The sequence below is a fragment of the Micromonospora sp. NPDC093244 genome (assembly GCF_040683695.1).
Lineage (GTDB): Bacteria > Actinomycetota > Actinomycetes > Mycobacteriales > Micromonosporaceae > Micromonospora.
The window spans coordinates 1,402,782-1,426,857 of the sequence record NZ_JBFBEO010000002.1 but is presented as its reverse complement, the minus strand read 5'-3'; the positions used below and the strand labels follow the sequence as shown (position 1 = coordinate 1,426,857).

Here is a 24,076-nt window from a genome sequence, read left to right as displayed (position 1 = left end):
TCCTCAGGGGGTAAGGGTGAAGGGTCGGAAGGTGCGTGGCCCGTAGAGCCGGTCCAGCACCTGGTCGAGGTCGCGGAGCAGCCGCCAGGCGTCGTCGGGCCGGTCGGCGAGGAAGCGGTGCCGGCAGTCCTGGGCGAAGTCGAGCAGCTCGCGGGGTGCGTGGCGGTTGAGCAGCGAGGTCATGCAGCGGGTGGCCATCCAGATGTCGGTGCCCGGCCCGCTGGGCCGCTTCTGGAAGACCTCCGGCGGATACCAGTCCTGGTGACCGGGCACCATCGCCGGGATCGTGCCACCGATCGGGGCGGAGAAGCACCAGTCGATCAGCACGACGCCGTGGGCGTCCGGCTCGATCAGCACGTGTGGTGGCAGGACCGCGCCGTGCACCACGCCCGCCCGGTGGGCCAGGCCGAGCGCCACCAGCAGCCGCCGCCACATCCAGGCCACGTCCCGGGCGTCCAACCCGTCGGGGTACGCGCGCCGTACCTCGGTCAGGTCGTGCAGGCCGGGCGCGGTGGCGAGGACGTTGATCCGCCGTTCGGCACCGGTCGAGGTGTCGCGGTGCGGAAACTCGTCGACGAGCCGGGGCACGTACGGCAGGTAACGCGGGTCGCCGCGCTCGGCGATGGTGCGTAGGGCGTGCGCCTCGCGGGCCATCAGGTCGTTGTCGCTGGGGCGTCGGGGCAGCTTGAGGAGGCGGTCGTCGCCCACGTCGTAGAGGTCGGCCAGGTCACCCGAGTGGGCCGGCGCGCCGAGGCGGTAGTCGCCGATGACGGTGACCTGCCGGGCCTGCCACCTGGTGGTGACGTGGACGAACGCGTCGGTGGCCTGGGCGCGTACCGCAGGGTCGGCCGGCAGGCGGTCGGGGTGCAGGGCCGCGACCAGCTCGCGGTAGCGGCGGGCCGGGTGGTCCGTGCCGAACAGGTCTGTGTCGGTGCGGGCGGCCGTGACCAGGTCGATGGCCTCGGCGGTTCTCATCGCACGGTCTCCTCGCGGGCGGGGCGCAGCAGCGCCGGGTGCAGCAGTCGGGCGTCGCCGGCCCGGTAGAGCCGGGCGCGGGGGCCGCCCCGGGTGCCGCCGCGTTCGGTGCTGGCGCCTGTGCTCTCCACGAGGCCGGGGACGGAGAGCACCTTGCGGTGGAAGTTGCCGGCGTGCAGCGGGTGACCCCAGACCGTCTCGTAGACGGCGCGTAGCTCGCTGATGGTGAACTCGGTGGCGAGGAAGCGGGTGGCCAGCGGCGTGTACTCCAGCTTGGACCGGGCGCGCTCCAGCGCGTCGTCGATGATCCGGCCGTGGTCGAAGGCGAGCTGCCGGCTGGTCAACGCGGTCACCGGCAGCCAGAGCGCCTCGTCGGCGTCGGTGCCGGCGGCCGGGTCCGGCAGGTCCGGGGCGAACGCGAGGTGGGCGATCGAGACAACGCGCATCCGCGGGTCACGGTCGGGATCGCCGTAGCTGCCCAACTGCTCCAGGTGTACGCGGCGCAGCCCTTCGCCGCCGAGCCCGGTCTCCTCGGCCAGCTCCCGTCGGGCGCCGGCGCTCAGGTCCTCGTCGGGTTGGACGAAGCCGCCGGGCAACGCCCAGTGACCCTCGAAGGGTGCCTGGCCGCGCCTGATCAGCAGCAGGTGCAGCGCGTCGTCGCGGATGGTCAACGCCACCACGTCGACTGTCACGGCGACCGACGGGTAGGCCCGGGGGTCGTACGCCTCCAGGAACTCCTGCTCGTTCATCCCGTCACCCTCACTCTGAGAACATCTCAACGTGAGAACAACTTAGCGCACGACGGCCTCCCTGCCAAGCCCGAAATCGCGTCAGCGCAGAAGACCTGCCAGATGCGGTCGACCACGCGAGTCGTGCAGGGCGAACCCGCCGTCCGGCAGGAGGGCGAAGCTGACAGTGCTCGGCAGGGACACCGGCAACTTGAAGGCGACCTCGACCGTGTAGGCGTCCGGCAGCCGGCTCTCCATCGCGGCGAGGCAGCGCGCCTTGCTCCACATGCCGTGCGCGATCGGCCGGCGGAACCCGAACAGCCGCGCCCCGAGCCGGGACGTGTGGATCGGGTTGTGGTCCCCGGACACCCGCGCATACCCGGTGCCGACGCCGGGCTCCACACGCCAACGGGCCGAAGCGGCTGGTGCCTCGGGACGCTCACCCCGCGCACCGCCACCGGACGTGCGTTCCCGACCCAGGTACGTCGAGACGCCGCGCCAGACCTCCTCCCCGTCGACCGAGCCGACAAGCACCACGTCCACCTGCCGGCCCCGGTCGTGCGGACGCAGGTCCTGCGCGTACGTGGTGAAGTCGACAGTCTCGTCAGCGGTGATCGGGCGGTGCACGGTGATCCGGTTGCCGATGTGCACCAGGCCGATCAGCGGGATGGGGAACTCCGGCGCGGTCATCAGACGCAGCGCCAGCGGAAAGCCCATGACGTGCGGATACGTGGCAGGCAGTCGATCGGTGAGACGGAACCCGCAGACCCGGTCGTAGTCGGCCAGGTGCGCCCGGTCGACTGTCACCCCGCCGGCGGCCAACTCGACAGTCGGCAGGTCGGTCCCGCGCCGGCCGCCGCCGAGGCCCGGCAGCGCGCCGAGCACGGCCCGCCCGTACAGCGGGCCGGCCGCCGGCATCCGGGGCAGCTCCACCAGAGTGCGGCCGCCCGACTCCGGACGCCGTGCCGCGGCCTGGGTCCGCGCCGACAGCGTCTCCGTCGGGCCGTCGATCAGCTCGTGCAGTGAGAGCTCGTCGTCCGCGCCGCCCATCACGCCCCCAGCAGGCTCTGGCCGCAGACCCGGACCACGTTGCCGCTGACCGCGCCGGACGCCGGCCAGGCCAGCCAGCCGATCGTCTCGGCCACATCCACCGGTAGCCCGCCCTGCGACAGGCTGTTCATCCGCCGGCCCGCCTCCCGGACCATGAGCGGGATGCGCGCGGTCAACCGGGTCTCGATGAAACCGGGGGCCACCGCGTTGACGCTGATTCCCCGCTCACGCAGGGCCGGGGCGAGCGAGTCGACAAGCCCGATGACGCCGGCCTTGCTCGTGGCGTAGTTGGTCTGCCCCCGGTTTCCGGCGATCCCGGCGATCGAGGAGACCGCCACGATCCGCCCGCCGGTCGGAATCAGCCCCCGCTCCAGCAGTACGTCGTTGATCCGCTCCTGGCTGGAGAGGTTGACGTCGATCACCTGATCCCACCTGTCGGCGTCCATCCGGCCGAGCGTCTTGTCCCTGGTGATTCCGGCGTTGTGCACCACCACGTCGACCCGACCGTGCCGGCTGGCCAGGTGGTCGGCGAGCCGGGTGGGCGCGTCCGGTGCGGTCAGGTCGAGCTGCACGGCGGTTCCGCCGATCTCGTTCGCCACCGCCGCGAGGGCGTCACCCGCAGCCGGGATGTCCAGGGCCATCACCTGCGCGCCGTCGCGGGCGAGCACCTTCGCAAGCGCCGCGCCGATGCCCCGGGCCGCGCCGGTGACAAGCACGACCTGCCCGTCCAGCGGGCGGTCCCAGTCCGCCGGGGCGCTCGCCTCGCCGGCGCCGACCCGGACGACCTGCCCCGAGACGTACGCGGACCGGCCGGACAGGAGGAACCGCACCGTCGATTCGAGGCTCGTTCGGGTGCCGGCGGCGCTTGCGTCACGGGTCACGTAGACGAGCTGCGCGGTGGTGCCCCGGCCGAACTCCTTGCCGATGCTGCGCACCAACCCCTCCAGGGCGCGCTGCGCGGTCGCCTCGCGAGGCGTCGGGCACTCGTCCGGCGGGGTGCCGAGCACGATCACCCGGCCGCTGGCCAGCACGGACCGGGCCTGCGGGTGGAAGAAGTCGTAGAGCTGGCGCAGGCCGCTCGAATCGGTGATCCCGGTGGCGTCGAAGAGCAGCGCAGCGTACCGCTGCGGGGTGTCGGTCTGCGGCTCGGCGGCCGGGTCGGCCAGCTCGACCCCGGCGGCGGTCAGGATCTCCGCGACCGGCTCGGCGAGCCGGCCGCCGGTGGACGCACCCAGCAGGGCCGGCCCGGTCAGCAGCGGGTCGCCGGGGTGGTGCCGGCGCAGTCGGGGCGGGTCGGGAAGCCCGAGGCGCTTGACCAGCGTGCGGCCGGCGGCCGATTGGACGAAGCTCGCGTACCTGTCGGTCATGGGCGTAGCCTACTGGCGAGTAGGGTTGGTGCAACACATCTCGGAGGAGGCGGATCGTGCAGAGCATCCGGCGGGTCGCGGTCATCGGGGGCAACCGCATCCCCTTCGCCCGTTCGAACTCCCGCTACGCGGACGCGTCAAACGCCGACCTGCTCGGCGCCGCGCTGGACGGTCTCATCGCCAGGTACGGGCTGGCCGGGCAGCGGGTCGGCGAGGTGGTCACCGGAGCCGTGCTCAAGCACTCCCGTGACTTCAACCTCACCCGCGAGGTCGTCCTCGGGTCGCGACTCGACCCGCACACCCCCGCGTACGACATCCAGCAGGCCTGCGGCACCGGCCTGGAGGCCACGATCCTGGTCGCCAACAAGATCGCCCTCGGGCAGCTCGACGTGGGCATCGCCGGTGGTGTCGACACCACCTCCGACGCACCCCTCGCCGTCAACGAGGACATGCGCCGTACGCTGCTCAAACTCAACTCCGCCCGCACCCTCGGCGAACGGCTGAAGATCGCCGCGAAGCTGCGCCCGCTCCAGCCGTTCAAGCCGGACATCCCCCGCAACGCCGAACCGCGTACCGGCCTGTCCATGGGGGACCACGCCGCCCAGACCGCAGTGCGCTGGCAGATCGACAGGCGCTCCCAGGACGAACTGGCGTTGCGGTCGCACCAGCGACTCGCCGCCGCGTACGACAGGGGCTTCTTCGACGACCTCATGACGCCGTACCTGGGGCTCACCCGCGACCAGAACCTCCGCCCGGACACAAGCGTGGAGAAGCTCGGCTCGCTCAAGCCGGTCTTCGGCACCCGCGGTCCGGACGCCGAGCACGCCACGATGACCGCAGGCAACTCGTCGCCGCTCACCGACGGCGCCTCGACGGTGCTGCTGGCCAGCGAGGAGTGGGCGGCGGCGCACAACCTGCCGGTGCTGGCCTGGTTCAGCTGGTCCGAGACGGCGGCGGTGGACTTCGTGCACGGCGACGAAGGGCTGCTGATGGCCCCCGCGTACGCGGTGCCCCGGATGCTGGCCCGGGCCGGGCTCACGTTGCAGGACTTCGACTACTACGAGATCCACGAGGCGTTCGCGTCGCAGGTGCTGGCCACCCTCGCCGCCTGGGAGTCGCCGGAGTTCTGCAAGGACCGGCTCGGCCTGGACGCTCCGCTCGGCGCGATCGACACCGACCGGCTCAACGTCAACGGTTCGTCGCTGGCCGCCGGCCACCCGTTCGCCGCCACCGGCGGCCGGATCGTGGCCACGCTGGCGAAGCTGCTGGCCGAGAAGGGCAGCGGACGAGGACTGATCTCCATCTGCGCCGCAGGCGGCCAGGGCGTGACGGCGATCCTGGAACGCTGAGCAGAGGGCTGTGAACGACGACGCCCGCCGGACCCGAGGGTCTGGCGGGCGTCGATCGTGCGGTGCGGATCAGCCGAGGGTGAACTTCTCCCAGGTGCTGATGGCCGGACCGTTGGCGATCAGGGGCTTGGAGCCGGCGCCGTCCGCGCTGACGAACTTGTTGTTGATGCTGGCTCTGAGGCTGATCGTGCCGTCGCTGTTGTAGACCATGTCGAAGCGTTCCCAGGTGCTGGCCGTCGGCGCGTTCGCGATGAGGGGCTTGGAGCCCGCGCCGTCGGCGGAGACGAAGCGGTTGTTGACCCGCGCGAGGAGGCCGACATGTCCGTCGCTGAGCTGCACCAAGTCGAACCGCTCCCACAGGCTCGCCGTCGGGGCGGAGGCGATCAGGGGCTTGGCGCCGGCGCCGTCCGCGCTGACGTAGCGGCCATTGATCCGGGCCTTCAGGGACGTGTTCGCCTCCGAGGGCTTGACCTGGAAGAACTTCTCCCACGTGCTGATCGTGGGGCTACTGGCACTCATCGCGACGGTGCCGCTGGGGTCAGCGGTGACGTACTGCGCGGTGATGGGGGCCTGGAGGCTGATGGTGCCGTCGCTGTTGCGGATCAGCGTGAACGCCTCCCGCTTGTCCACGAGAATGCTCTCCGCGGTCAGCATGGTGTTGTCGAATTCCGAGATGGCGACGTAGCGACCAACCGCCCGGGAAAAGAGGGCGATCTTGCCGTTGCCCGCGTCCGCCAGGTCGAACTGCGCGGTCGCGCCCGGTTCGGTCTGGTTCGGCTGGAGACCGGAACCGGTCTCGTAGCTGACGTAGCGGCGGTTGGACAGGGCGCGCAGCCCCAACGTGCCCGTCTGTTGCAACACGCTGACCTGCTCGTTACGAGTCGTCGACCGGCCGTCGGTGCCGATGATTTTGATACTCAGGGTGTAGCGGTCGGCACGCGTGTAGGTGTGCGAGGCGATCGGGCCGGCCTGGGTGACTACGCTGTTGTCGCCGAACCTGAACTCGTAGGAGGCGATCGGGGCCAGGCCGGGGGTGGAGGCGGACGCGTCCACGGTCACCGAGCGGTTCTCCAGGTTCAGGCCGATATCGAACCGCACCACGGGGGTGCGGATGGTTTCCACGGCGCCTCGGTCGGCGTAGGTGACCGGGCCGGCGCCGGTGTTCGGCACTGTCGGGTCGTCGATCCGTTGCTGTCCGGTGCGGTCGAGTTCGGGGTAGCCGGGGGCTGCGGAGTTCGCCGAGTCGTAGCTGTCCGGGGCCTGTCCGGTCTCCCGGTCGTGCGCGGCCTGACCGGAGGCCGCCCGGAACGCCGCGAGGCCCATCCGGGTGTTCCAGGCGTAGATCTGCGGGGAGTCGTTGTAGTAGTGGTGGGCGTTGTTGTAGTCGACAACCGTCTTGCCGACGGCGCCGTCGTAGACGCCGATCTCGACGCCGTCGAGGAACGCCGGGTCGCAGTAGCCCTGGCTGAAGTAACCGTTCACCGCGAGCACGTTGTTCTGGACGGAGACGCCGGACGAGGCTCCGTCGACGCGGATGCCGTCGCGGCAGCGGTCCTTGATCGTGTTGTTGGCGATCGCCGTATCGGTGGCACCGTTGTTGTGCACGCCGTGACCGGCGCCGCCGGTGATCAGGTTGTTGGCCACCACGGTGCCGGTCGCGTCCGGGCCGAGCGCGACGGCCGCGTCCGTGAAGCCGTGGACCTGGCCACCCACGTACGAGTTGCGCGGCCCGTCGATCCGGACGCCGACGGTGTGGTCGGCGGCGGTGTAGCTGGCATCGCCCTGAACGGTCGTGCCCAGGATGTGGACGTCGCTGCTGGCCGCGTCCACGGCGACGCCGGCGGTGGAGGCATAACCGATGACTGTCGTATTCGACACGCTCGAACCGGTGATACCGGCGAACCGGATCACGGGGGAGTTCGCGGGTCTGTTCAGACCGTAGACGCCACCGCGGATGGTGACGCCCGACGAGTTGCTGGCGTCCACGGTTGGCACGCTCGCTGACCCGAAGACGCGCAAGTTCTGCAACACGACGTCGTGCTGGCCGTCGATGACGAAACCGGCCGTCGCGCCGGACACGGTGGCCGAGTTGGAGCTGGCGTTGGTAGTGAACACGATCGGCTGTTGCGGGGTGCCGGACGCGGTGACGTTTACCCGCTCCAGGTAGACACCGCCACCGATGTCGACCGTCTGCCCGGCGGTGACGATCGCGGCGGCGGCCCCGATCGAGCAGAACGGCTGCGCCAGGGTGCCCGGGTACGCGTCGGAGCAGTTGGCGGAGGGATTCTGCCGGACGTACAGCGTCGTCGGTGTGTCGGCGTGGGCGGGCACTGTGGTGCCCATCAGGGCGCCGCCGGTCAGGACGGTGGTCACGAGACCGGAGAAAAGGGATTTACGCATGCTGGCCCCGAGGGAAAAGGAGGACCCGGCGACGCCGGAATCAGATGCGGCTGATCCTGCACCACACCAGGTCGAGGCGCTGACCGGGGCGACAAAACGGCCACCGGTACGGTTCCGGCCGCGGATGACCGCGCTCGCCTGGGACAGCGTCGCCAACTTCTCCGCCGCGCCGCTGCGCCTCGCCACCTGGCTCGGCGCGGTCAGCTGGCTGTTCGCCGACACGCGGGCCGGCGATGTGTCACAGGCGCTGGCCGGGCTGGCCCAGGTGCGTCTCGTCTCCGGCAGCGTCACTGTGTACGAGTTGCGCTGACCCCCTTCACACGGCGACGCCCGCCGGACCCGAAGGTCCGGCGGGCGTCGAACGGCGGGGACGACTCAGCCGAGGGTGAACTTCTCCCAGGTGCTGACTGCGGGGCCGTTGGCGATCAACGGCTTGCTGCCCGCGCCGTCGGCGCTCACGTACTTGTTGTTGACGGTGGCCTTGAAACTGACCGTGCCATCACTGTTGCGGACCATCGTGAACTGCTCCCACAGGCTGACCGTGGGACGGGTCGCGATCAGCGGCTTGCTGCCGGCGCCGTCGGCAGTGACGAAGCGCCTGTTGGCGCGGGCGAGCAGGGCGACCTGCCCGTTGCCCAGGTCGACGATGTCGAACCGCTCCCACGTGCTGGCGGTCGTCGAACTCGCGATCAGCGGTTTCGTCCCGGTGTTGTCGGACATCACGAAACGGCCGTTCACGCTGGCCTTCAGCGACCTGTTCGCGTCGACGACCGGGACCTGGTGGAACTTCTCCCAGGTGCTGATCGCCGGACTGCTCGCCGACACCGTGAAGGAGCCGCTGGGGTCGGCGGTGACGTACAGGCCGTTGTTCGCCCTGAGGCTGACGGTGCCGTCGGTGTTCCGCACGACCGTGAACTTCTCCGTCGCGCCGACGACCTGGCTCTCGGCGTCCAGGTTCTCGTTTGCCGACTGCGTGACGTAACGGCCGTTGGCTCGTGCGAAGAGGGCGACCTGGCCGTTGCCGGCGTCCGCCAGGTCGTACTGCGCGGCGGCGGTCAGGCTGGCCTGGTCCGGTCGCATGGGTACGGCACCGATGTACCTGAGGTTGGACAGCGCGAGCAGACCCACGCTCGCGGTCCGCCGCAGCACGCTCACCTGCTCGGTGCTGTTGCCCTGCATCTCGTCCTCGCCGCGGACGGTGACGGTGATGTCGTACGTGCCCGGGGTGGCGTACCAGTGCGTGACGGTCGGGGCGGACTGGGTGACGACGTTTGTCCCGTCGCCGAAGTTGAACACGTACTCCCTGATCGGGACGAAACCCGGCGTGGAGGCGGAGGCGTCCACGGTGACCGCGCTCGCACTCGGGCCCAACGCGACGTCGAAGGACGCGGTCGGGGACTTGACGCTCTCGATGATGCCCCGGTCGGCGTACGTGATCGGGCCGGCACCGGTGTTCGTCACGGCCGGGTCGTCGCGGCGCGACTGGTTCTGGCTGTCGAGCTCCGGGAAGCCGGGTGCCGCCGAGTTCGCCGAGTCGATCCGGTCGGTGGCGTTCGCCGTGTCCCGGTCGTGCGCGGCCTGGCCGGACGCGGTACGGAACTGGGCCAGGCCCATGACGGTCCCGTTCCAGGAGTAGTTCGTCGAGGACGGAGAAGAGCCGTGGTACGTGTTGTTGTAGTCGACGACCGTGCTGCTCAGAGCTTCGTCGTGGACCCCGATCTCAACGCCGCCGACGGCCTGCGGGTCGCAGAACGCCTGGCTGTGGTGACCGTTGCTGCTGAACGTGTTGTTCTGCACGGAGACAGCGGAGGACGCCCCGTCGACCCGGACGCCGTCGACGCAGCGGTCCTTGATGGAGTTGTTGGTGATCGCCGTGTTGGCGGCCCCACGGTTGTGGATGCCGTGACCGGCCCCGCCCCTGATGTCGTTGTTGGCCAGAACAGTGCCGGAGGCGCCCGGCGCGATCTCGATGGCGGCGCCGGTGAAGCCGCCGACGACGGTGTCGAGGACGGAGGTGCGTGTTCCCTCGATCCGGATGCCCGAGCTGTGGGCGGCGGTGTCGTACTTCGAGTCGCTGCCCACCGTCGCGCGCTCCACGGTCACGTCGGTGGAGGTGGCGTCCACAGTGATTCCGTTGGCGAGCGCCGTCCCGGTGCCGATGATGTCCCGCAGGCTGGCCATCGTCACTCCGGTGAGCCGCACGGCGGGTGCCGTCGCGGCGCTGGCCATCGTGTAGGTGCCGCCGGCGACCTCGATGTTCGAGGAGTTGCGGATGTCCAGGGCGGGGATGTCGAGCCCCGTTCCGGCCACCTTGAAGTCCTGGAGGCCGATGTCGTGCTGGCCGTCGATGACCAGGCCCGCGGTCGGCCCGACGAGCCTGACCGCACTGCCGTTGGCGATGAAGCCGATCGGCTCGTCGGGGGTGCCGGAGCGGGTGAAGGTGACGCGCTCGGCATAGTCCCCGTCGTAGACGCGGACGGTCTGGCCGGCGGTGGCCACGGCGGTGGCGGCGCCGATCGTGCAGAACGGCTCCGTCGAGGAGCCGGGCCCCTGGTCGGAGCAGTTCGCGGCGGCCTTCTTGACATACAGGGTCGGTTCGGCCGCCTGGGCGGGTGCGCCGGTGGCCAACAGGGTGCCGCCGGTCACCGCGATCGCGGTGAGGCCGGCGAGGGATCTTCTACGCATGCATGCCCTCTGTCGAGAAGGTGGATTCGGCTTCGCCGGAGATCAGATGGAGACCATGATCCGATACCTGCTGCCAGCACGACGTCCCGGGCGACAAAACGGCTGACACGCCCCACCGGCTCCCGGCGTGGCCTCCCGGCTGGGCGAACCGCCGGGTAGGAGAGAATGAGGTACGTGACGACGATCCCCAACGTGCTCGCCAACCGGTACGCCTCACCCGAGTTGGTCGCCCTCTGGTCGCCCGAGGAGAAGGTCCGGATGGAGCGGCGGCTCTGGCTCGCCGTGCTCCGCGCCCAGCGTGATCTTGGCGTACCGGTGCCGGACGGCGTGGTCGAGGCGTACGAGCGGGTGCTCGACCAGGTCGACCTCGCCTCGATCGCCGAGCGGGAGCGGGTCACCCGGCACGACGTGAAGGCCCGGATCGAGGAGTTCAGCGCGCTCGCCGGCTTCGAGCACGTGCACAAGGGGATGACCTCGCGGGACCTCACCGAGAACGTCGAGCAACTTCAGGTGCGTGCCTCGCTGGAGCTGATCCGGGACCGGGTGGTGGCCACCCTCGCCCGGCTGGCCTGGCTGGCCCACGAGCATTCCGAGCTGGTGATGACCGGCCGCTCGCACAACGTGGCGGCGCAGGCCACCACGCTGGGCAAGCGCTTCGCGTCGGCGGCGGAGGAGCTGCTGATCGCGTACGAGCGACTGGAGGAGCTGATCGCCCGCTACCCGCTGCGGGGGATCAAGGGCCCGGTCGGCACGTCCGCCGACCAGCTCGACCTCTTCGACGGCGACGCCGACAGGGTGGCCGACCTGGAGCGCCGGATCGCCGAGCACCTGGGCTTCTCGCGGGTGCTGGACAGCGTGGGGCAGGTCTACCCGCGCTCGTTGGACTTCGACGTACTTGCCGCGTTGGCGCAGGTAGCGGCCGCGCCGTCGTCGCTGGCCACCACGATCCGGCTGATGGTCGGCCAGGAGTTGGTGACCGAGGGCTTCAAGCCGGGTCAGGTCGGCTCCAGCGCGATGCCGCACAAGATGAACACCCGCTCCTCGGAGCGCGTGAACGGCTTCGCGGTGATCATCCGGGGTTACCTGTCGATGGTCGGTGAGCTGGCCGGTGACCAGTGGAACGAGGGGGACGTGTCCTGCTCGGTGGTCCGGCGGGTGGCCCTGCCGGACGCGTTCTTCGCCGCCGACGGGCTGTTCCAGACGTTCCTCACGGTGCTCGACGAGTTCGGCGCGTACCCGGCGGTGATCAACCGGGAGCTGGAGCGGTTCCTTCCGTTCCTGGCCACCACGAAGATCCTGGTGGCGGCCGTGCGGCGGGGCGTCGGTCGGGAGGTCGCGCACGAGGTGATCAAGGAGCACGCGGTCGCCGTGGCGCTTGCCATGCGTGAGAAGGGTGCCCCGGAGAACGATTTGTTCGACCGCTTGGCCGCCGACGGCCGGCTGGGCCTGTCCCGCGCCGACATCGACACCCTGGTCGCCGACCGGACCGCCTTCGTCGGCACCGCGACGGCCCAGGTCCAGGCGGTGACCAGGCGTATCACCAAGGTGGTGGAGGCCCACCCGCACGCCGCCACGTACTCCCCGCCCCCGATCCTGTAACCCCGCCGAGGTTACTCGCCGGTGGGGGTCTCGGCGGCGGTTCTCAGGTTGGGGGCGCTTGCGGGTTCGGCGATGCCGCCGAGAGACTCGGCGAAGGCCGGGTCGGTGGCGGTCTCCGCCGCCACCACCGGCTGGTCGGAGGGCATGACCTCGGGCATCTTGGGTACGGCGATCACCGCAGTGCCGTACGCGCAGATCTCCATCCACATCTCGCCGCAGTCCCGGCTGTCGAACCGCATACCGATCACGGCGTTCGCGCCGAGCCGCAGGGCCTCCTCGCCGAGGCGGGACACCGAGTCGGTACGCCACCGGGTCAGGTTGTCAGGTGCCATCGGGTCGTACGCGCCACCGCGCAGGTTCTTGACACCCTCGCGGTACGGGTTGCGCGTCCTGGCCATCGATGACACCACCTCACCGAGGATCTGGCGGATCTCGTAGCCGGGCAGTTGATCCGTCGTCACGACCAGCACGGTTCCGATGCTGTCAGGAGCGGGGAGCCCCGATCGGGTGCATTGTTCACCTGATCGGATGCTGCAAAACAGCGCGGCGCGGACGGTCGGCACTCGGTCGACCATCCACGCCGCGCGGGGCGCTAACCGTCAGACACCGGCAGTCGAGGAGATCCAGGCCCGGTTGTACGCAACGCTGCCGTAGTTCTGGATGCTCGACCCGTCCGCGGTGGAGGCGACGCCGACCTGCTGGCCGTTGTAGAACTGCGGTCCGCCGGAGTCACCGCGCCAGGCGTTGCCGTTGATCCGGGTGCTGCGGATCGCCTGCCCGCCGTACGCGTCGGTGGCGCTGTTGCTGGTGACCCGGACGGTAGCGGTCTTCAGCGTGGTGGACGCCGAGCAGCCGCTGTAGCAGGTCATGCCCCAGCCGTAGATCGAGTTGGTCGAGTTGATCGGCGGGTTGCTGCTGGCCAGGCTCACCGCCGAGGTGCTGACGGTGCTGGAGAGGCGCATGAGGGCCAGGTCGTTGCGGGTGTAGGTGGCGCTGACCGTGCGGGTGACCCCGCCGGAGGTGCGGTTCACGCTTCCGACGCGTACCGACATGGTGCCGCTGATGCAGTGCCGGGCGGTGAGCACCCACTGCGGGGCGATCACGCTGCCGGAGCAGGTGAACGAGCCGTTGCTGAACACCGCGGCGGCCCAGGGGGCCGACGAGACGGTGCCGCCGCCGATGATGGGTTGCGGGCCGGCCGGGGCGGCGACCGCTCCGGACGTGGCGCCGAGGACGCCGACCAGCGCGGTGCCGAGCACGGCGAGCAGGGGACGGATGCGCATCGGGTGGACTCCTTGGACGGGGCGGGCCCGGGGTCGCCGGGTGCCGGACGGCGACGGCGGGAGGTCCCCGCCACCGCTCTGCATCGAGGTGCGTCGATGTAGAGTAGGGCGGACGGCGGGCGTTATCAAGAATTCGATCGAGGGTAACCAATGTAACGATTCGGCCACCCTGGACGCCGTATATGCCCTGGTGGGACCGCGTGTCCTGACTGGCGCACCATCCTGGTTACCCGTTAGGTTGATCACCGTCTGAACTGCACCCGACCGGTGCGTCCGCGACGGAATCTGCCAGGTACGCTGGCTGCGCTCGCCCGTTGTGGGTCGGCACCCAACTGCGTACACAGTCAGGAGTGCCCAGTGCCTCGCGTCGTCGTCGACGTCATGCTCAAGCCCGAGATCCTCGATCCGCAGGGCCAGGCCGTCGCAAACGCGCTGCCCCGGCTCGGCGTCAGCGACGTCGCCTCGGTTCGGATCGGCAGGCGGATCGAGATCGAATTCACAGGTGAACCGGACCTGGACCGCGCCCGGGAGATCGCCGACAAGCTGCTCGCCAACCCGGTCATCGAGGACTTCACCGTCCGCCTGGTCGAGGCCGACGAGACCGCGGACGCCCGCTCGTGACCGCCCGGGTCGGTGTGGTCACCTTCCCCGGCTCGCTCGACGACGGGGACGCGGCCCGGGCCGTCCGGATCGCCGGCGCCGAGCCGGTCCGGCTCTGGCACGGTGACCCGGATCTGCACCGGGTCGACGCGGTGGTCCTGCCCGGCGGTTTCTCCTACGGCGACTACCTGCGCTGCGGCGCCATCGCCCGCTTCGCGCCGGTGATGGAGACGATCGTGGCCGCCGCCCAGGGTGGTCTGCCGGTGCTCGGCATCTGCAACGGCTTCCAGATCCTCTGCGAGGCGCACCTGCTGCCGGGCGCGCTCACCCGCAACCAGCACCTGCACTTCCGCAACCGGGACCAGGTGCTGCGCATCGAGTCGGCAGGCACGGCGTGGACCAACACGTTCCAGCCCGGCCAGGAGGTGCTCGTCCCGGTGAAGAACGGCGAGGGCTGCTACGTCGCCGACGCGGCGACGCTGGACCAGCTCGAAGCCGAGGGCCGCGTGGTCGCCCGCTACGTCGGCGGCAACCCCAACGGGTCGCTGCGGGACATCGCCGCGATCACCAACTCCGCCGGCAACGTCGTCGGCATCATGCCGCACCCCGAGCACGCGGTGGAGGCGCTCACCGGCCCCTCGCTGGACGGCCTCGGCTTCTTCACCTCGGTCCTCAAGCATCTGGTGGGGACGCCGGCGTGACCGGCGACACGATCATCGGTCTGCTCAACCGCCGGTCTGGCGGGCACGAGCGCAGCGAGGAGAGGTCATGACCACCCATCCGGACCCGGTACGCGACACACCGGAGGCGTACTCCGCCCCGGCGCAGTCGGCCGAACCGCTCCCGGCGCAGCCCGTCGCCCCGGCGGCCGCTCCGGCCGAGCCGGCGATCGCCGACTGGACCGACGGCGTGGACACCGTGCCGCGCGCGAACGGCACCCCGGGCGAGCTTCAGCCGTACACCGAGCTGGGGCTCCGCGACGACGAGTACGACCGGATCCGGCAGATCCTCGGCCGCCGGCCCACCCAGTCCGAGCTGGCCATGTACTCGATCATGTGGAGTGAGCACTGCTCCTACAAGTCGAGCAAGGTGCACCTGCGGCAGTTCGGCGAGAAGGCCCCGCAGAGCGACAGGCTGCTCGCCGGCATCGGTGAGAACGCCGGTGTGGTGCAGGTGTCCGACCAGCTCGCGGTGACCTTCAAGGTCGAGTCGCACAACCACCCGAGTTTCGTCGAGCCGTACCAGGGTGCGGCGACGGGCGTCGGCGGAATCGTCCGGGACATCCTCGCCATGGGCGCCCGCCCGATCGCGGTGATGGACCCGCTGCGCTTCGGTGCCGCGGACCACCCGGACACCGCCCGGGTGCTCACAGGCGTCGTCGCCGGCGTGGGCGGCTACGGCAACTGCCTGGGCCTGCCCAACATCGGTGGCGAGCTGGTCTTCGACCCCTCCTACCAGGGCAACCCGCTGCTCAACGCGCTCTGCCTCGGCGTGCTGCCTGTCGACCGGCTCCAGAACAAGGCCGCCGCCGGTCCGGGCAATGTCGTGGTGCTGATGGGCGCCAAGACCGGCCGGGACGGCATCGGCGGTGTGTCGGTGCTGGCCAGCGCCACCTTCGACGAGGGCAGCGAGGCCCGCCGCCCCGCCGTGCAGGTCGGTGACCCGTTCACCGAGAAGCTGCTGATCGAGGCGTGCCTGGAGCTGTACGACGGCCAGCTCGTCGTCGGCATCCAGGACCTCGGCGGCGCCGGGTTGACCTGCGCGCTCACCGAGACCGCCGCCGCGGCCGGCACCGGCATGCGGGTCTGGCTGGAGCGGGTGCCGCTGCGCGAGCCCTCGATGGACCCGCACGAGATCCTGGCCAGCGAGTCGCAGGAGCGGATGCTGCTCGTCGTCGAGCCGGACAAGCTCGACGCGGTGCTCAAGACCTGCGAGAAGTGGGGCGTGCTCGCCACCGCGATCGGTGAGGTCACCGCCCCGGAGCCGGACGGCCGCCCGGGTCGACTGCTGATCACCTGGCAGGACCACCTGGTCGTCGACGTGCCGCCGGGCTCACTTGTGGACGACGGCCCGGTCTACGCCCGCCCGATGCGGGAGCCGGCCGACCTGATCCTGCTCCAGGCCGACCGGGCCGAGACGCTGCCCCGCCCGGCCGACCCGGAGGCGCTGCGGGAGACCGTGCTGCGCATGATCGCGTCGCCGAACCTCGCCGACAAGACCTGGGTCACCGAGCAGTACGACCGTTACGTGCTGGGCAACACGGTCCTCGCCCAGCCGGAGGACGGCGGTGTGATCCGACTCGACGAGCGCACCGGGCTCGGTGTGGCGCTGTCGGTGGACGGCAACGGCCGGTACGCCCGGCTCGACCCGTACAACGGCGCGAAGCTGGCCCTCGCCGAGGCGTACCGGAACGTGGCGGTGACAGGCGCGAAGCCGATCGCCGTGACCGACTGTCTCAACTTCGGCTCCCCGGAGGACCCGGGTGTCATGTGGCAGTTCGCCGAGGCCGTGCGCGGCCTCGCGGACGGCTGCCTGGAGCTGGGCATCCCGGTCACCGGCGGCAACGTCAGCTTCTACAACCAGACAGGTGCGGCGGCCATCCACCCGACCCCGGTGGTCGGCGTGCTGGGCGTGCTGGACAACGTGGCCGACCGGGTGCCGATGGGCTTCGTCCCGCGCCCCGGCGGCGACCACGACCAGCTCTACCTGCTCGGCGAGACGAACGTGGAGCTGTCCGGCTCGGAGTGGGCCTGGGTGACGCACGAGCACCTGGGCGGCATCCCGCCGCAGATCGACCTCGCCCGGGAGAAGGCGCTGGCCGACCTGCTGGCCGAGGCCGCCCGGGTGGGTCACCTGGCCTCCGCGCACGACCTCTCCGACGGTGGGCTCGCCCAGAGCCTTGTGGAGTCCTGCCTGCGCCGTGGCGTCGGCGCCCGGATCGCGGTGCCGGAGCAGTTCGCCGGCGGTTCGATGCCGTTCGTGTACCTGTTCAGCGAGTCCGCCACGCGGGCGCTCGTGTCGGTCCCGCGCGGTCACGACAAGGCGTTCGCGGCGCTCTGCGCCGAGCGGGGCGTGCCGTTCGAACTGATCGGCGTCACCGATCCGACCGGCGGTGCGCTCGAGGTGCACGGCCAGTTCCGGATCGGCCTGGACGAGCTGCGCGCCGCGCACACCGAGACGTTGCCGCGCCTCTTCGGGGGTACGGCGGCAGTCGAGGTGCCCGCACCGGCCGCCGGTGTGGCGGGTGCCGTCGAGGGTGTGCCGCTGCCGGCCGCTCCGGCGGAGCCGGTCGACCCGGCCGAGGTGCTCTCCGAGCCCATCGCCTCCTCGGGGCCCTCCCCGGAGACCGGTGCCGTCGAGCCGATCGGTTCGGAGCAGTCCGAGTCGGACACCGGTGACACCGAGCCGACGCCTGACGAGCGCTGAGGCGTTGGCCGCTGCCGTCCACGGCCAACCCGGATCGGGCGCTCGGTTCGACTGGGGATTGACCGGGGCGGCCGAACTCGGCCGGGTCTGCGCGGCGCTGGTGGTGGTGGACGTGCTGTCGTTCACCACCGCCGTCGAGGTGGCGGTGGCCCGGGGCATGCGGGTGCATCCGTTTCCGTGGGGTGAGCAGGCCGCCGACTACGCGGTGCGGGTCGGCGCGGTGGCCGCGGTGGGCCGGCGACAGACGACAGCGGACCATCCGTGGTCGCTGTCGCCCGCCGCGTTGAGCACCGCGCCGGTGGTGGCGGACCTCGTGCTGCCGTCGCCGAACGGCTCGGCCATCAGCGCCGCAGCCAGCGCCACAGGCCTGCCGGTGGTCGCGGGGTGCCTGCGTAACGCACACGCCGTCGGGCGGTGGCTGAGCCGCCAGGGGTACGGGACGCTTGACGCCCCGATCGGCGTGATCGCCTCGGGCGAGCGGTGGCCGGACGGGTCGCTGCGCCCGTCGGTGGAGGACCTGCTCGGCGCGGCGAGTGTGCTCGACGCCCTCTCCGGCGTACCGGACGGGCTCTCCGTGGAGGCGGCGATGGCGCTCGCCGCGCTGGCCAGCACCCCGGACGTGCCCGCCGCGGTCCGGGGCAGCGTCTCCGGCCGGGAGCTGACCGAGAGCGGCTTCGGCGAGGACGTCGAGGTCGCCGTCCGGGTGGGCGTATCGAATGTCGTACCGGTGCTCCGTCAGGGTGTCTTCTCCGCCGCCTGACAGACGCGGCGCGCACTGCTCGCCACCTTCAGCACAGCGGAACGGCCACCCGGAAAAACCGGGTGGCCGTTTCTCGCGCTGTGGTGGGGGTCAGTCGTCCAGCCAGTCGAGGCGTCGGCCGCCCCGCTCGGTCGGCGGCGGGCCGTCCGGCCGGGCGCGGCCGGCCTGCTGCCCGTAGCCGCCCTGGTCGTAGCCCGGCTCGTCGTAGCCGCCGCGCTGTGCCGGAGGTTCCTGGCCGTAGCCGCCGCGCTGCGCCGGAGGTTCCTGGCCGTAGCCACCCTGGTCGTACCCGCCGCCCTGCTGCCCGTAGCCACCCTGGTCGTAGCCCCGGTCGTCGTAGCCGCCGCGCTGCGCCGGAGGTTCCTGGCCGTAGCCGCCCTGGTCGTACCCGCCGGCCTGCTGGCCGTAGCCGCCCTGGTCGTACCCGCCGGCCTGCTGGCCGTAGCCGCCGGTCGGCTCGGCCTGGCGACCGCTGTACGGGGCCGTCGGGTCGGGCTGGCCGTAGCCCTGGCCCTGCTCCGGCTGGTAGACGCCTGTGGCGTACGGGTCGGCCGGAGCCGGGTACTGCGTGTCGCCTGTGTACCGGCCGGTCGGCTCGTCGAAGCGCTCGCCGTAGGGGGCGCCACCGGCGGGAGCCGGCGGGTAACCAGCCGCGCCGGCCGGAGCCGTGTAGTCACGGCTCCCGTAGCCGCCGCCCGAGGAGGGCGCGGCGCCGTAACCCGCGCCGGAGCCAGGCGTCGCGCCGTAGCCGTCACCTGCCGCTCCGGCACCGTAACCCTCGGGGGCCGCCGCCGTGCCGTAGCCGCCACCCGAGGCGGGAGCGTTGCCGTAGCCGCCCGCGCCGTAGCCACCGGGCGCCGGCTCGTCGCCGTAGCCCGTGCCGCCCCAGCCCTGCCCGCCCGCCGCGCCGTAGGGCTGCGCGGGCGCGCCGTACGGGTCCGGGGGAACGTCGTCGACCACCGGGCGGTGCATCATCGTCGGCGCCTCGCTCAGCGCCGCACCACCCACCATGGTCGGGTCAGGTCCGCCTCCGGCCCGGTTGACCACCCGGGTCTGGTCGTCGCCGCCCCGGAACGCGCCACGGGCAGCCGGCACCGCGCCGGCCGCGCCGGCGCCGTCCGGAGCGTCCTCATCGTCGCCGTTCTCCTTGCGCCGCATCCAGAGCAGCACGATCGTGCCGACGCCGGCGGCCACCAGCAGACCGCCGAGCAGGATGATCAGGTACGAGCCGAAGCCGCCGCCGTCGTCCTCGTTCGAGGCGTTCGCGGCGGCGCCCGGGCTGGCCGCCTCGGACGGCTGCTCCTCGGCGCCTTCCTCGGTCGCCTCGTCGGTGGGAAGCGCCTCGGCAGTGGGGGACGGAGTCGCGCTGGGCGTCGCCTCGGCCTTGATCGCCAAGGTGATCCGCTGCCCGCTGACGGACTGCCCCGCATTGGCGCTGAAGGACTTGAACGCCTTGATGTTGTCGAACGACGCACCCAGGTCGATCCGCCCGGGGGCGATCGGGCTCTGCGTGGTGCCGGTGAACTTGAAGTTGCCGCTGCCGTCGCTCATAGCGTCGTACCGGTGGCCGGCGCTGTCCTGGAGGACCACGAACGCGTTCGGCACGGCCTTGCCGTCGGTCTGCGCGACCACCTTGCCGGCGACCGACTTCACGGTCTGGTTCTGCGGCGGTGGCGGAGCGGCCTTGCCCTTCACGGAAAGCGCGACAGTGGCGGTGTCCGGGCCCGAGTCGGCCTCGACGGCGACCGTGACGGTAGCCGTGCCGTCGCTGGCGTTGTCGTTTGCCGCGATCCGGACCAGCACGGACCTCGCCTGGGGATTGCCGAGGCCGGGGAAGTCCACGTCGCCGCAACCGCTGGCGCAGCTGACGCCCGACGGCAGGCCCGAGAGACTGATCTTGGCTCTGCGGTCGTTGTCACCTGGCGTCACGCGCACGGTGATCGTGGCGTCGCTGCCGGCGTTTACCGAGACCGAGCCGGGGGAAACGTCTACCTCTGCGGCCATTGCTGGTGTGGCGGGGACGGCGAGCAGAGCGCCGGCAACCAGCGCTACGACCACACCGGCCCGCTGCTTCCAGGCACGTCGGTGTGTTGACACGTCCACCGCCTTCCGGGCTGACTTCCCTGGTGACCGGCAGGGCGCCGGGCCGGGGGATCATCACGGTACGAATACGCCGTCGGCAACTATGCCTTGTCTCACTGGATCGGCGCGACCCAGGGCCAGCGTCGAGTGTTCGACCTGCGGGTCGTATCGTCCCGTCGTGTCCTCTCCGTACAGTAAGTCCGTCGCGGTTGCGGCGGTGTTGTCGGCGCTCGACGAGGGGCGTACACCCGAACGGTCGGTGTTCCGGGAAGCGGTCCGGACGTTGTTGGCTGTCCTCGCGGAGCGTGCCCCGGGCCGATCGGTGGAGGTACGGGTCCCACCATACGGGGCGATCCAGTGCGTCCCCGGTCCTCGACACACCAGAGGAACCCCGCCAAATGTGGTCGAGATGTCGCCCGAAACCTGGCTCGCGTTGGCGCTCGGCCGGATCGACTGGGCGCAGGCGGTCACCGACGGTCGGGTCCAGGTGGGTGGGTCGCGGGCGGATATTTCCGCATTTCTACCTCTGTAGTCGGTGATCTACGCGCCAGGAATTCATCCTCCCCATGCTCGTGGGCGTCCACGGGTTCATCACTGAGTAAATCGATGGAAATGCTGGCGGATGTTGTGTGCGTCCAACTCAACCGCTAGGGTTGATGAGGGCATTGACGTAAATTTACATAGGAGGCGTTTCGTTGAGAACCACTGGGGCCCGAAGGCTCTTCGCGGCAAGTCTTGTAATAGGTGCACTCGCGAGCGTTGTGGTGGCTTCTCCGGCCCAGGCGGCCAAGAGTGAGTGCACCAGCACGGGCTGGCTTTGTGAGTGGGGGAGTGCTAACTATTCGGGCACCTTTGCTTACTGGGACCCCAGTGGAAGCTTAACCACTGAGTGTAGAAAGATTGGCTCGTACTATCCTCGGTCGGCCTATAACCGCGCTATCGGCACCTATCGCTACTACAGTGCGAGTAATTGCACTGGATCTTCCGTGACTGTCGCTAGCTACGGCTCGGCGCCGAACTTCGGCTTCGCCGCGCACAGCTTCCGATTTCTTACTCTCTAATTAGCATTCACTCGCCTTCTTGAGGCGATTGACTCGACCTCTGGAAAGGCAAGGGGGTCGCCGGACTCGCCTCGTCCCACAGGTATTTCCAGCCTGGTGGACGAGAGGGTCCGGCAATGCTATGTCCGAATGCTCTGCAGCTACGAAGCGAAGGCTCGAAGGACTCTATTGCGCTCAGTGGACGCGCTTCCCCCGCTCCGCTTGCGGCTTGACGGCACTAGATGTCATGGGAGCGGAATGCTGTAGGCGACCACTCAGTCAATGCCTCAAGGACGTCGACCTCGAAGCGTTTAGTTTGGGGTAAGCAATGACACTTTCATCTGTGCTTGATCGGCGCGGTGTCCTTCTCCGACTTCCAGCAGTTCGCCGACGGCAAATTGGCTTACCGTAGAATCACCTCCTTGGAAGGCTTCTGATGAATGCTGCTGGCGCCGCTACCATACGTTCAACCCCTGGTTGATGTCGTTGCTCCGGTGGACGGTGGTGTCATTGTTTGCCGGGCCACGTTGCTAGGGACTGCGGAGCGCTTTAGATTACTTGTCGACCTGCAGTTGCGCAGGACAGAGTTTTTTTTGCTTTGGGCGCAAGGTGAAGGTCCAGGGCTGGGCGGTGAAGCGTCAATTGTGAACCTGGCCCGGTCGGGCTTCGGCAATGAACCAGGGTAGGACAACGATGTGGGCCAACGGCGAGTCAACGGCATTTTTGATCGGCTGAGCAGCGAACCGCGCGACCCCTGAAGTGTTCGCCCGACTTGGCGGAATAACCAGGTTCACCTGCCAGACGTGGTAACCAGTAACATCTGGTCGCCGGATTAATGGCCATTGCCGGCCAGGGTCCCCTGTGAGTCGACCTCGCCAATCTGAACTTAAGCAAGCGCAAATCGGCCGGCCAGATAGCCGAGCCGCAGCCCTAGTGGACTGCGGGATCTGTTCCGGTCCAACGGTCAACCTTTGCCCACCGATTCCGGACGTCCTTGGCTGCCACGCACCCCGGCGTAATTACGCTGCGAGAGCGCTTCGTAACCTTCTGTATCGACAGCTGTTCGCGTACACTGTCAGGCGACGACAGTGGTCCCGGCCCAGGAGTGTGGATCCGCCCCGTGATCCCCGCCAGGCCGGTCCAGACCAGCGTGAGGGAGCGGTAGTGCCCCGAGGCGACGGCCGTTTGAGCCACGACCTTGATCCCCAACGACCCGGCCCACAGGACGCCTGTGGCGTCTTCGGTGTCTGGGCCCCCGGCGAAGAAGTTGCCAACCTGACCTACTTCGGCCTCTACGCCCTTCAGCACCGTGGCCAGGAGGCGGCGGGCATCGCGGTGAGCGACGGCTCCGGTGTGGTGGTCTACAAGGATCTCGGCCTGGTGGCCCAGGTCTTCGACGAGCCCACCCTGGCAAGCCTGCGTGGCCACCTGGCGATCGGGCACGCCCGCTACTCCACGACCGGCGCGTCGAACTGGGAGAACGCCCAGCCGACCATCCGGTCGACCAGCTCGGGCACCACCATCGCGCTTGCCCACAACGGCAACCTGGTCAACACCGCCGAACTGGAGAAGGAGGTCGCCGAGCGCGGCCTAGTCGCGGACGGCTCGACAAACGACACCTCCCTGGTGACCATGCTGCTGGCCAGCCGCCCGGATCTGTCGGTCGAGGCGGCCGCGATGGAGGTGCTGCCGCAGCTGCGGGGCGCCTTCAGCTTCGTCTTCATGGACGAGTCGACGCTCTACGCGGCCCGTGACCCGCACGGCGTACGCCCGCTGGTGCTCGGCCGACTCGAACGCGGCTGGGTGGTGGCCAGCGAGACCGCCGCCCTGGACATCGTCGGCGCCAGCGTGGTTCGCGAGGTCGAGCCGGGCGAGCTGATCGCGATCGACGAGGACGGGCTGCGGTCCACCCGGTTCGCCGCGCCGGAGCCGAAGGGCTGCCTCTTCGAGTACGTCTACATCGCGCGTCCGGACGCCACGATCGCCGGGCGCAACGTGCACGCGGCGCGGGTGCAGATCGGCCGGCAGTTGGCCAAGGAGCATCCGGTCGAGGCCGACCTGGTGATCCCGGTGCCCGAGTCCGGCACCCCGGCCGCGATCGGTTACGCGGAGGCGTCCGGCATCACCTACGGCGCCGGCCTCATGAAGAACCCGTACGTGGGGCGCACCTTCATCCAGCCGTCGCAGACCCTGCGTCAGCTCGGCATCAGGCTCAAGCTCAACCCGCTGCGGCAGAACGTGCGCGGCAAGCGGCTCGTGGTGGTGGACGACTCGATCGTCCGGGGCAACACCCAGCGGGCCATCGTCCGGATGCTGCGCGAGGCGGGCGCGCTGGAGGTGCACGTCCGCATCTCGTCCCCGCCGGTAAGTTGGCCCTGTTTCTACGGGATCGACTTCGCCACCCGGGCGGAACTGCTGGCCAACGGGTTGGACAACGACGGCATCCGGCGCTCGATCGGCGCCGACACGCTGGGCTACGTTTCGCTTCCCGGCCTGATCGCCGCGACCGAGCAGCCGAAGACCCGGCTGTGTCGGGCGTGTTTCGATGGGGAGTACCCGATCGAGCTGCCGGCCGGCAACCTGATCGGCAAGCACGTGCTCGAAGGGGTGGGCCGACGGGTCGCCGAGTCGGCGCCGGAGGCCCCGCACACCAACGGCTCGTTCGTCGCCACTCCTGGTGGCGTGACCGCAAACCGCCCGTAGCACCAACCGGCGCGGCCCGGCCACCGCCG

General features: G+C 70.2%; 19 protein-coding genes. 10 read left to right on the top strand and 9 right to left on the bottom strand.

The window, feature by feature from the left end; genetic code table 11:
- Positions 1-3: 3 nt before the first annotated feature.
- From AB0N27_RS16895 to AB0N27_RS16880, 4 genes are all read right to left on the bottom strand, one after another.
- Entirely contained in the window at positions 4-975 is a 972-nt protein-coding gene (locus AB0N27_RS16895; protein WP_364369720.1) for a serine/threonine protein kinase, read from the bottom strand.
- Positions 972-1,724 (bottom strand): NUDIX domain-containing protein, encoded by a 753-nt coding sequence (locus AB0N27_RS16890; protein WP_364369717.1) that lies wholly within the window; start codon positions 1,722-1,724, stop codon positions 972-974. Before AB0N27_RS16890 ends, AB0N27_RS16895 begins: the two co-directional genes overlap by 4 nt.
- An 81-nt stretch (positions 1,725-1,805) precedes the next feature.
- Positions 1,806-2,621, bottom strand: coding sequence for a MaoC/PaaZ C-terminal domain-containing protein (locus AB0N27_RS16885; protein ID WP_364370799.1), 816 nt, complete (start codon positions 2,619-2,621; stop codon positions 1,806-1,808).
- A gap of 131 nt (positions 2,622-2,752) precedes the next feature.
- Entirely contained in the window at positions 2,753-4,120 is a 1,368-nt protein-coding gene (locus AB0N27_RS16880) for a 3-oxoacyl-ACP reductase (RefSeq protein ID WP_364369714.1), read from the bottom strand.
- A 56-nt stretch (positions 4,121-4,176) separates the two neighbouring features.
- On the opposite strand from AB0N27_RS16880, the gene AB0N27_RS16875 reads away from it, so the two are divergent.
- Complete coding sequence (locus AB0N27_RS16875; RefSeq protein ID WP_364369711.1) at positions 4,177-5,469, top strand: acetyl-CoA C-acetyltransferase; 1,293 nt, start codon at positions 4,177-4,179, stop codon at positions 5,467-5,469.
- A gap of 69 nt (positions 5,470-5,538) precedes the next feature.
- Here AB0N27_RS16875 and AB0N27_RS16870 read toward each other — a convergent pair whose 3' ends face one another.
- Positions 5,539-7,869 carry a PKD domain-containing protein gene (locus AB0N27_RS16870; protein ID WP_364369709.1) on the bottom strand — a complete coding sequence of 777 codons (2,331 nt, stop codon included), beginning with the start codon at positions 7,867-7,869 and terminating at the stop codon, positions 5,539-5,541.
- Between the two features lie 124 nt (positions 7,870-7,993).
- Between AB0N27_RS16870 and AB0N27_RS16865 the strand changes: the two genes are divergently transcribed.
- On the top strand, positions 7,994-8,179 hold the full coding sequence (locus tag AB0N27_RS16865; RefSeq protein ID WP_364369706.1) for a hypothetical protein: 186 nt from the start codon (positions 7,994-7,996) through the stop codon (positions 8,177-8,179).
- Between the two features lie 65 nt (positions 8,180-8,244).
- Here AB0N27_RS16865 and AB0N27_RS16860 read toward each other — a convergent pair whose 3' ends face one another.
- On the bottom strand, positions 8,245-10,554 hold the full coding sequence (locus tag AB0N27_RS16860) for a PKD domain-containing protein (protein ID WP_364369703.1): 2,310 nt from the start codon (positions 10,552-10,554) through the stop codon (positions 8,245-8,247).
- Between the two features lie 174 nt (positions 10,555-10,728).
- Here AB0N27_RS16860 and purB point away from each other — a divergent pair, with 174 nt between their 5' ends.
- Positions 10,729-12,153: an adenylosuccinate lyase gene (purB, locus tag AB0N27_RS16855; RefSeq protein ID WP_364369700.1), complete on the top strand. Its 1,425-nt coding sequence runs from the start codon at positions 10,729-10,731 to the stop codon at positions 12,151-12,153.
- A gap of 11 nt (positions 12,154-12,164) precedes the next feature.
- Here purB and AB0N27_RS16850 read toward each other — a convergent pair whose 3' ends face one another.
- Both AB0N27_RS16850 and AB0N27_RS16845 read right to left on the bottom strand, forming a co-directional pair.
- Positions 12,165-12,728 (bottom strand): YbjQ family protein, encoded by a 564-nt coding sequence (locus AB0N27_RS16850; RefSeq protein ID WP_364369697.1) that lies wholly within the window; start codon positions 12,726-12,728, stop codon positions 12,165-12,167.
- A gap of 24 nt (positions 12,729-12,752) precedes the next feature.
- Positions 12,753-13,436, bottom strand: coding sequence for a trypsin-like serine protease (locus tag AB0N27_RS16845; RefSeq protein WP_364369694.1), 684 nt, complete (start codon positions 13,434-13,436; stop codon positions 12,753-12,755).
- Positions 13,437-13,793: 357 nt separating this feature from the next.
- Between AB0N27_RS16845 and purS the strand changes: the two genes are divergently transcribed.
- From purS to AB0N27_RS16825, 4 genes are all read left to right on the top strand, one after another.
- Entirely contained in the window at positions 13,794-14,057 is a 264-nt protein-coding gene (gene purS / locus AB0N27_RS16840) for a phosphoribosylformylglycinamidine synthase subunit PurS (RefSeq protein ID WP_030332194.1), read from the top strand.
- A complete protein-coding gene (gene purQ, locus AB0N27_RS16835; RefSeq protein WP_364369691.1) occupies positions 14,054-14,737 on the top strand; it encodes a phosphoribosylformylglycinamidine synthase subunit PurQ in 684 nt (227 codons plus the stop codon). The genes purS and purQ overlap by 4 nt, the downstream gene beginning before the upstream one ends.
- A gap of 67 nt (positions 14,738-14,804) precedes the next feature.
- Positions 14,805-17,462, top strand: a complete 2,658-nt coding sequence (gene purL, locus AB0N27_RS16830; protein WP_364369688.1) for a phosphoribosylformylglycinamidine synthase subunit PurL — start codon at positions 14,805-14,807, stop codon at positions 17,460-17,462.
- Between the two features lie 4 nt (positions 17,463-17,466).
- The gene (locus tag AB0N27_RS16825; protein WP_364369685.1) at positions 17,467-18,222 is read left to right on the top strand and encodes a 2-phosphosulfolactate phosphatase; all 756 of its coding nucleotides are present in this window, start codon (positions 17,467-17,469) and stop codon (positions 18,220-18,222) included.
- 90 nt (positions 18,223-18,312) lie between these two features.
- On the opposite strand, the gene AB0N27_RS16820 is transcribed toward AB0N27_RS16825, so the two are convergent.
- Positions 18,313-20,319 (bottom strand): carboxypeptidase-like regulatory domain-containing protein, encoded by a 2,007-nt coding sequence (locus tag AB0N27_RS16820; RefSeq protein ID WP_364369682.1) that lies wholly within the window; start codon positions 20,317-20,319, stop codon positions 18,313-18,315.
- A gap of 163 nt (positions 20,320-20,482) precedes the next feature.
- Between AB0N27_RS16820 and AB0N27_RS16815 the strand changes: the two genes are divergently transcribed.
- The 3 genes from AB0N27_RS16815 (at position 20,483) to purF (ending at position 24,047) form a co-directional block, all read left to right on the top strand.
- Positions 20,483-20,836, top strand: a complete 354-nt coding sequence (locus AB0N27_RS16815) for a sterol carrier family protein (RefSeq protein WP_364369680.1) — start codon at positions 20,483-20,485, stop codon at positions 20,834-20,836.
- A gap of 229 nt (positions 20,837-21,065) precedes the next feature.
- Positions 21,066-21,365 carry a peptidase inhibitor family I36 protein gene (locus tag AB0N27_RS16810; protein WP_364369678.1) on the top strand — a complete coding sequence of 100 codons (300 nt, stop codon included), beginning with the start codon at positions 21,066-21,068 and terminating at the stop codon, positions 21,363-21,365.
- A gap of 1,143 nt (positions 21,366-22,508) precedes the next feature.
- Entirely contained in the window at positions 22,509-24,047 is a 1,539-nt protein-coding gene (gene purF, locus AB0N27_RS16805) for an amidophosphoribosyltransferase (protein ID WP_364369676.1), read from the top strand.
- Positions 24,048-24,076 lie beyond the last annotated feature (29 nt).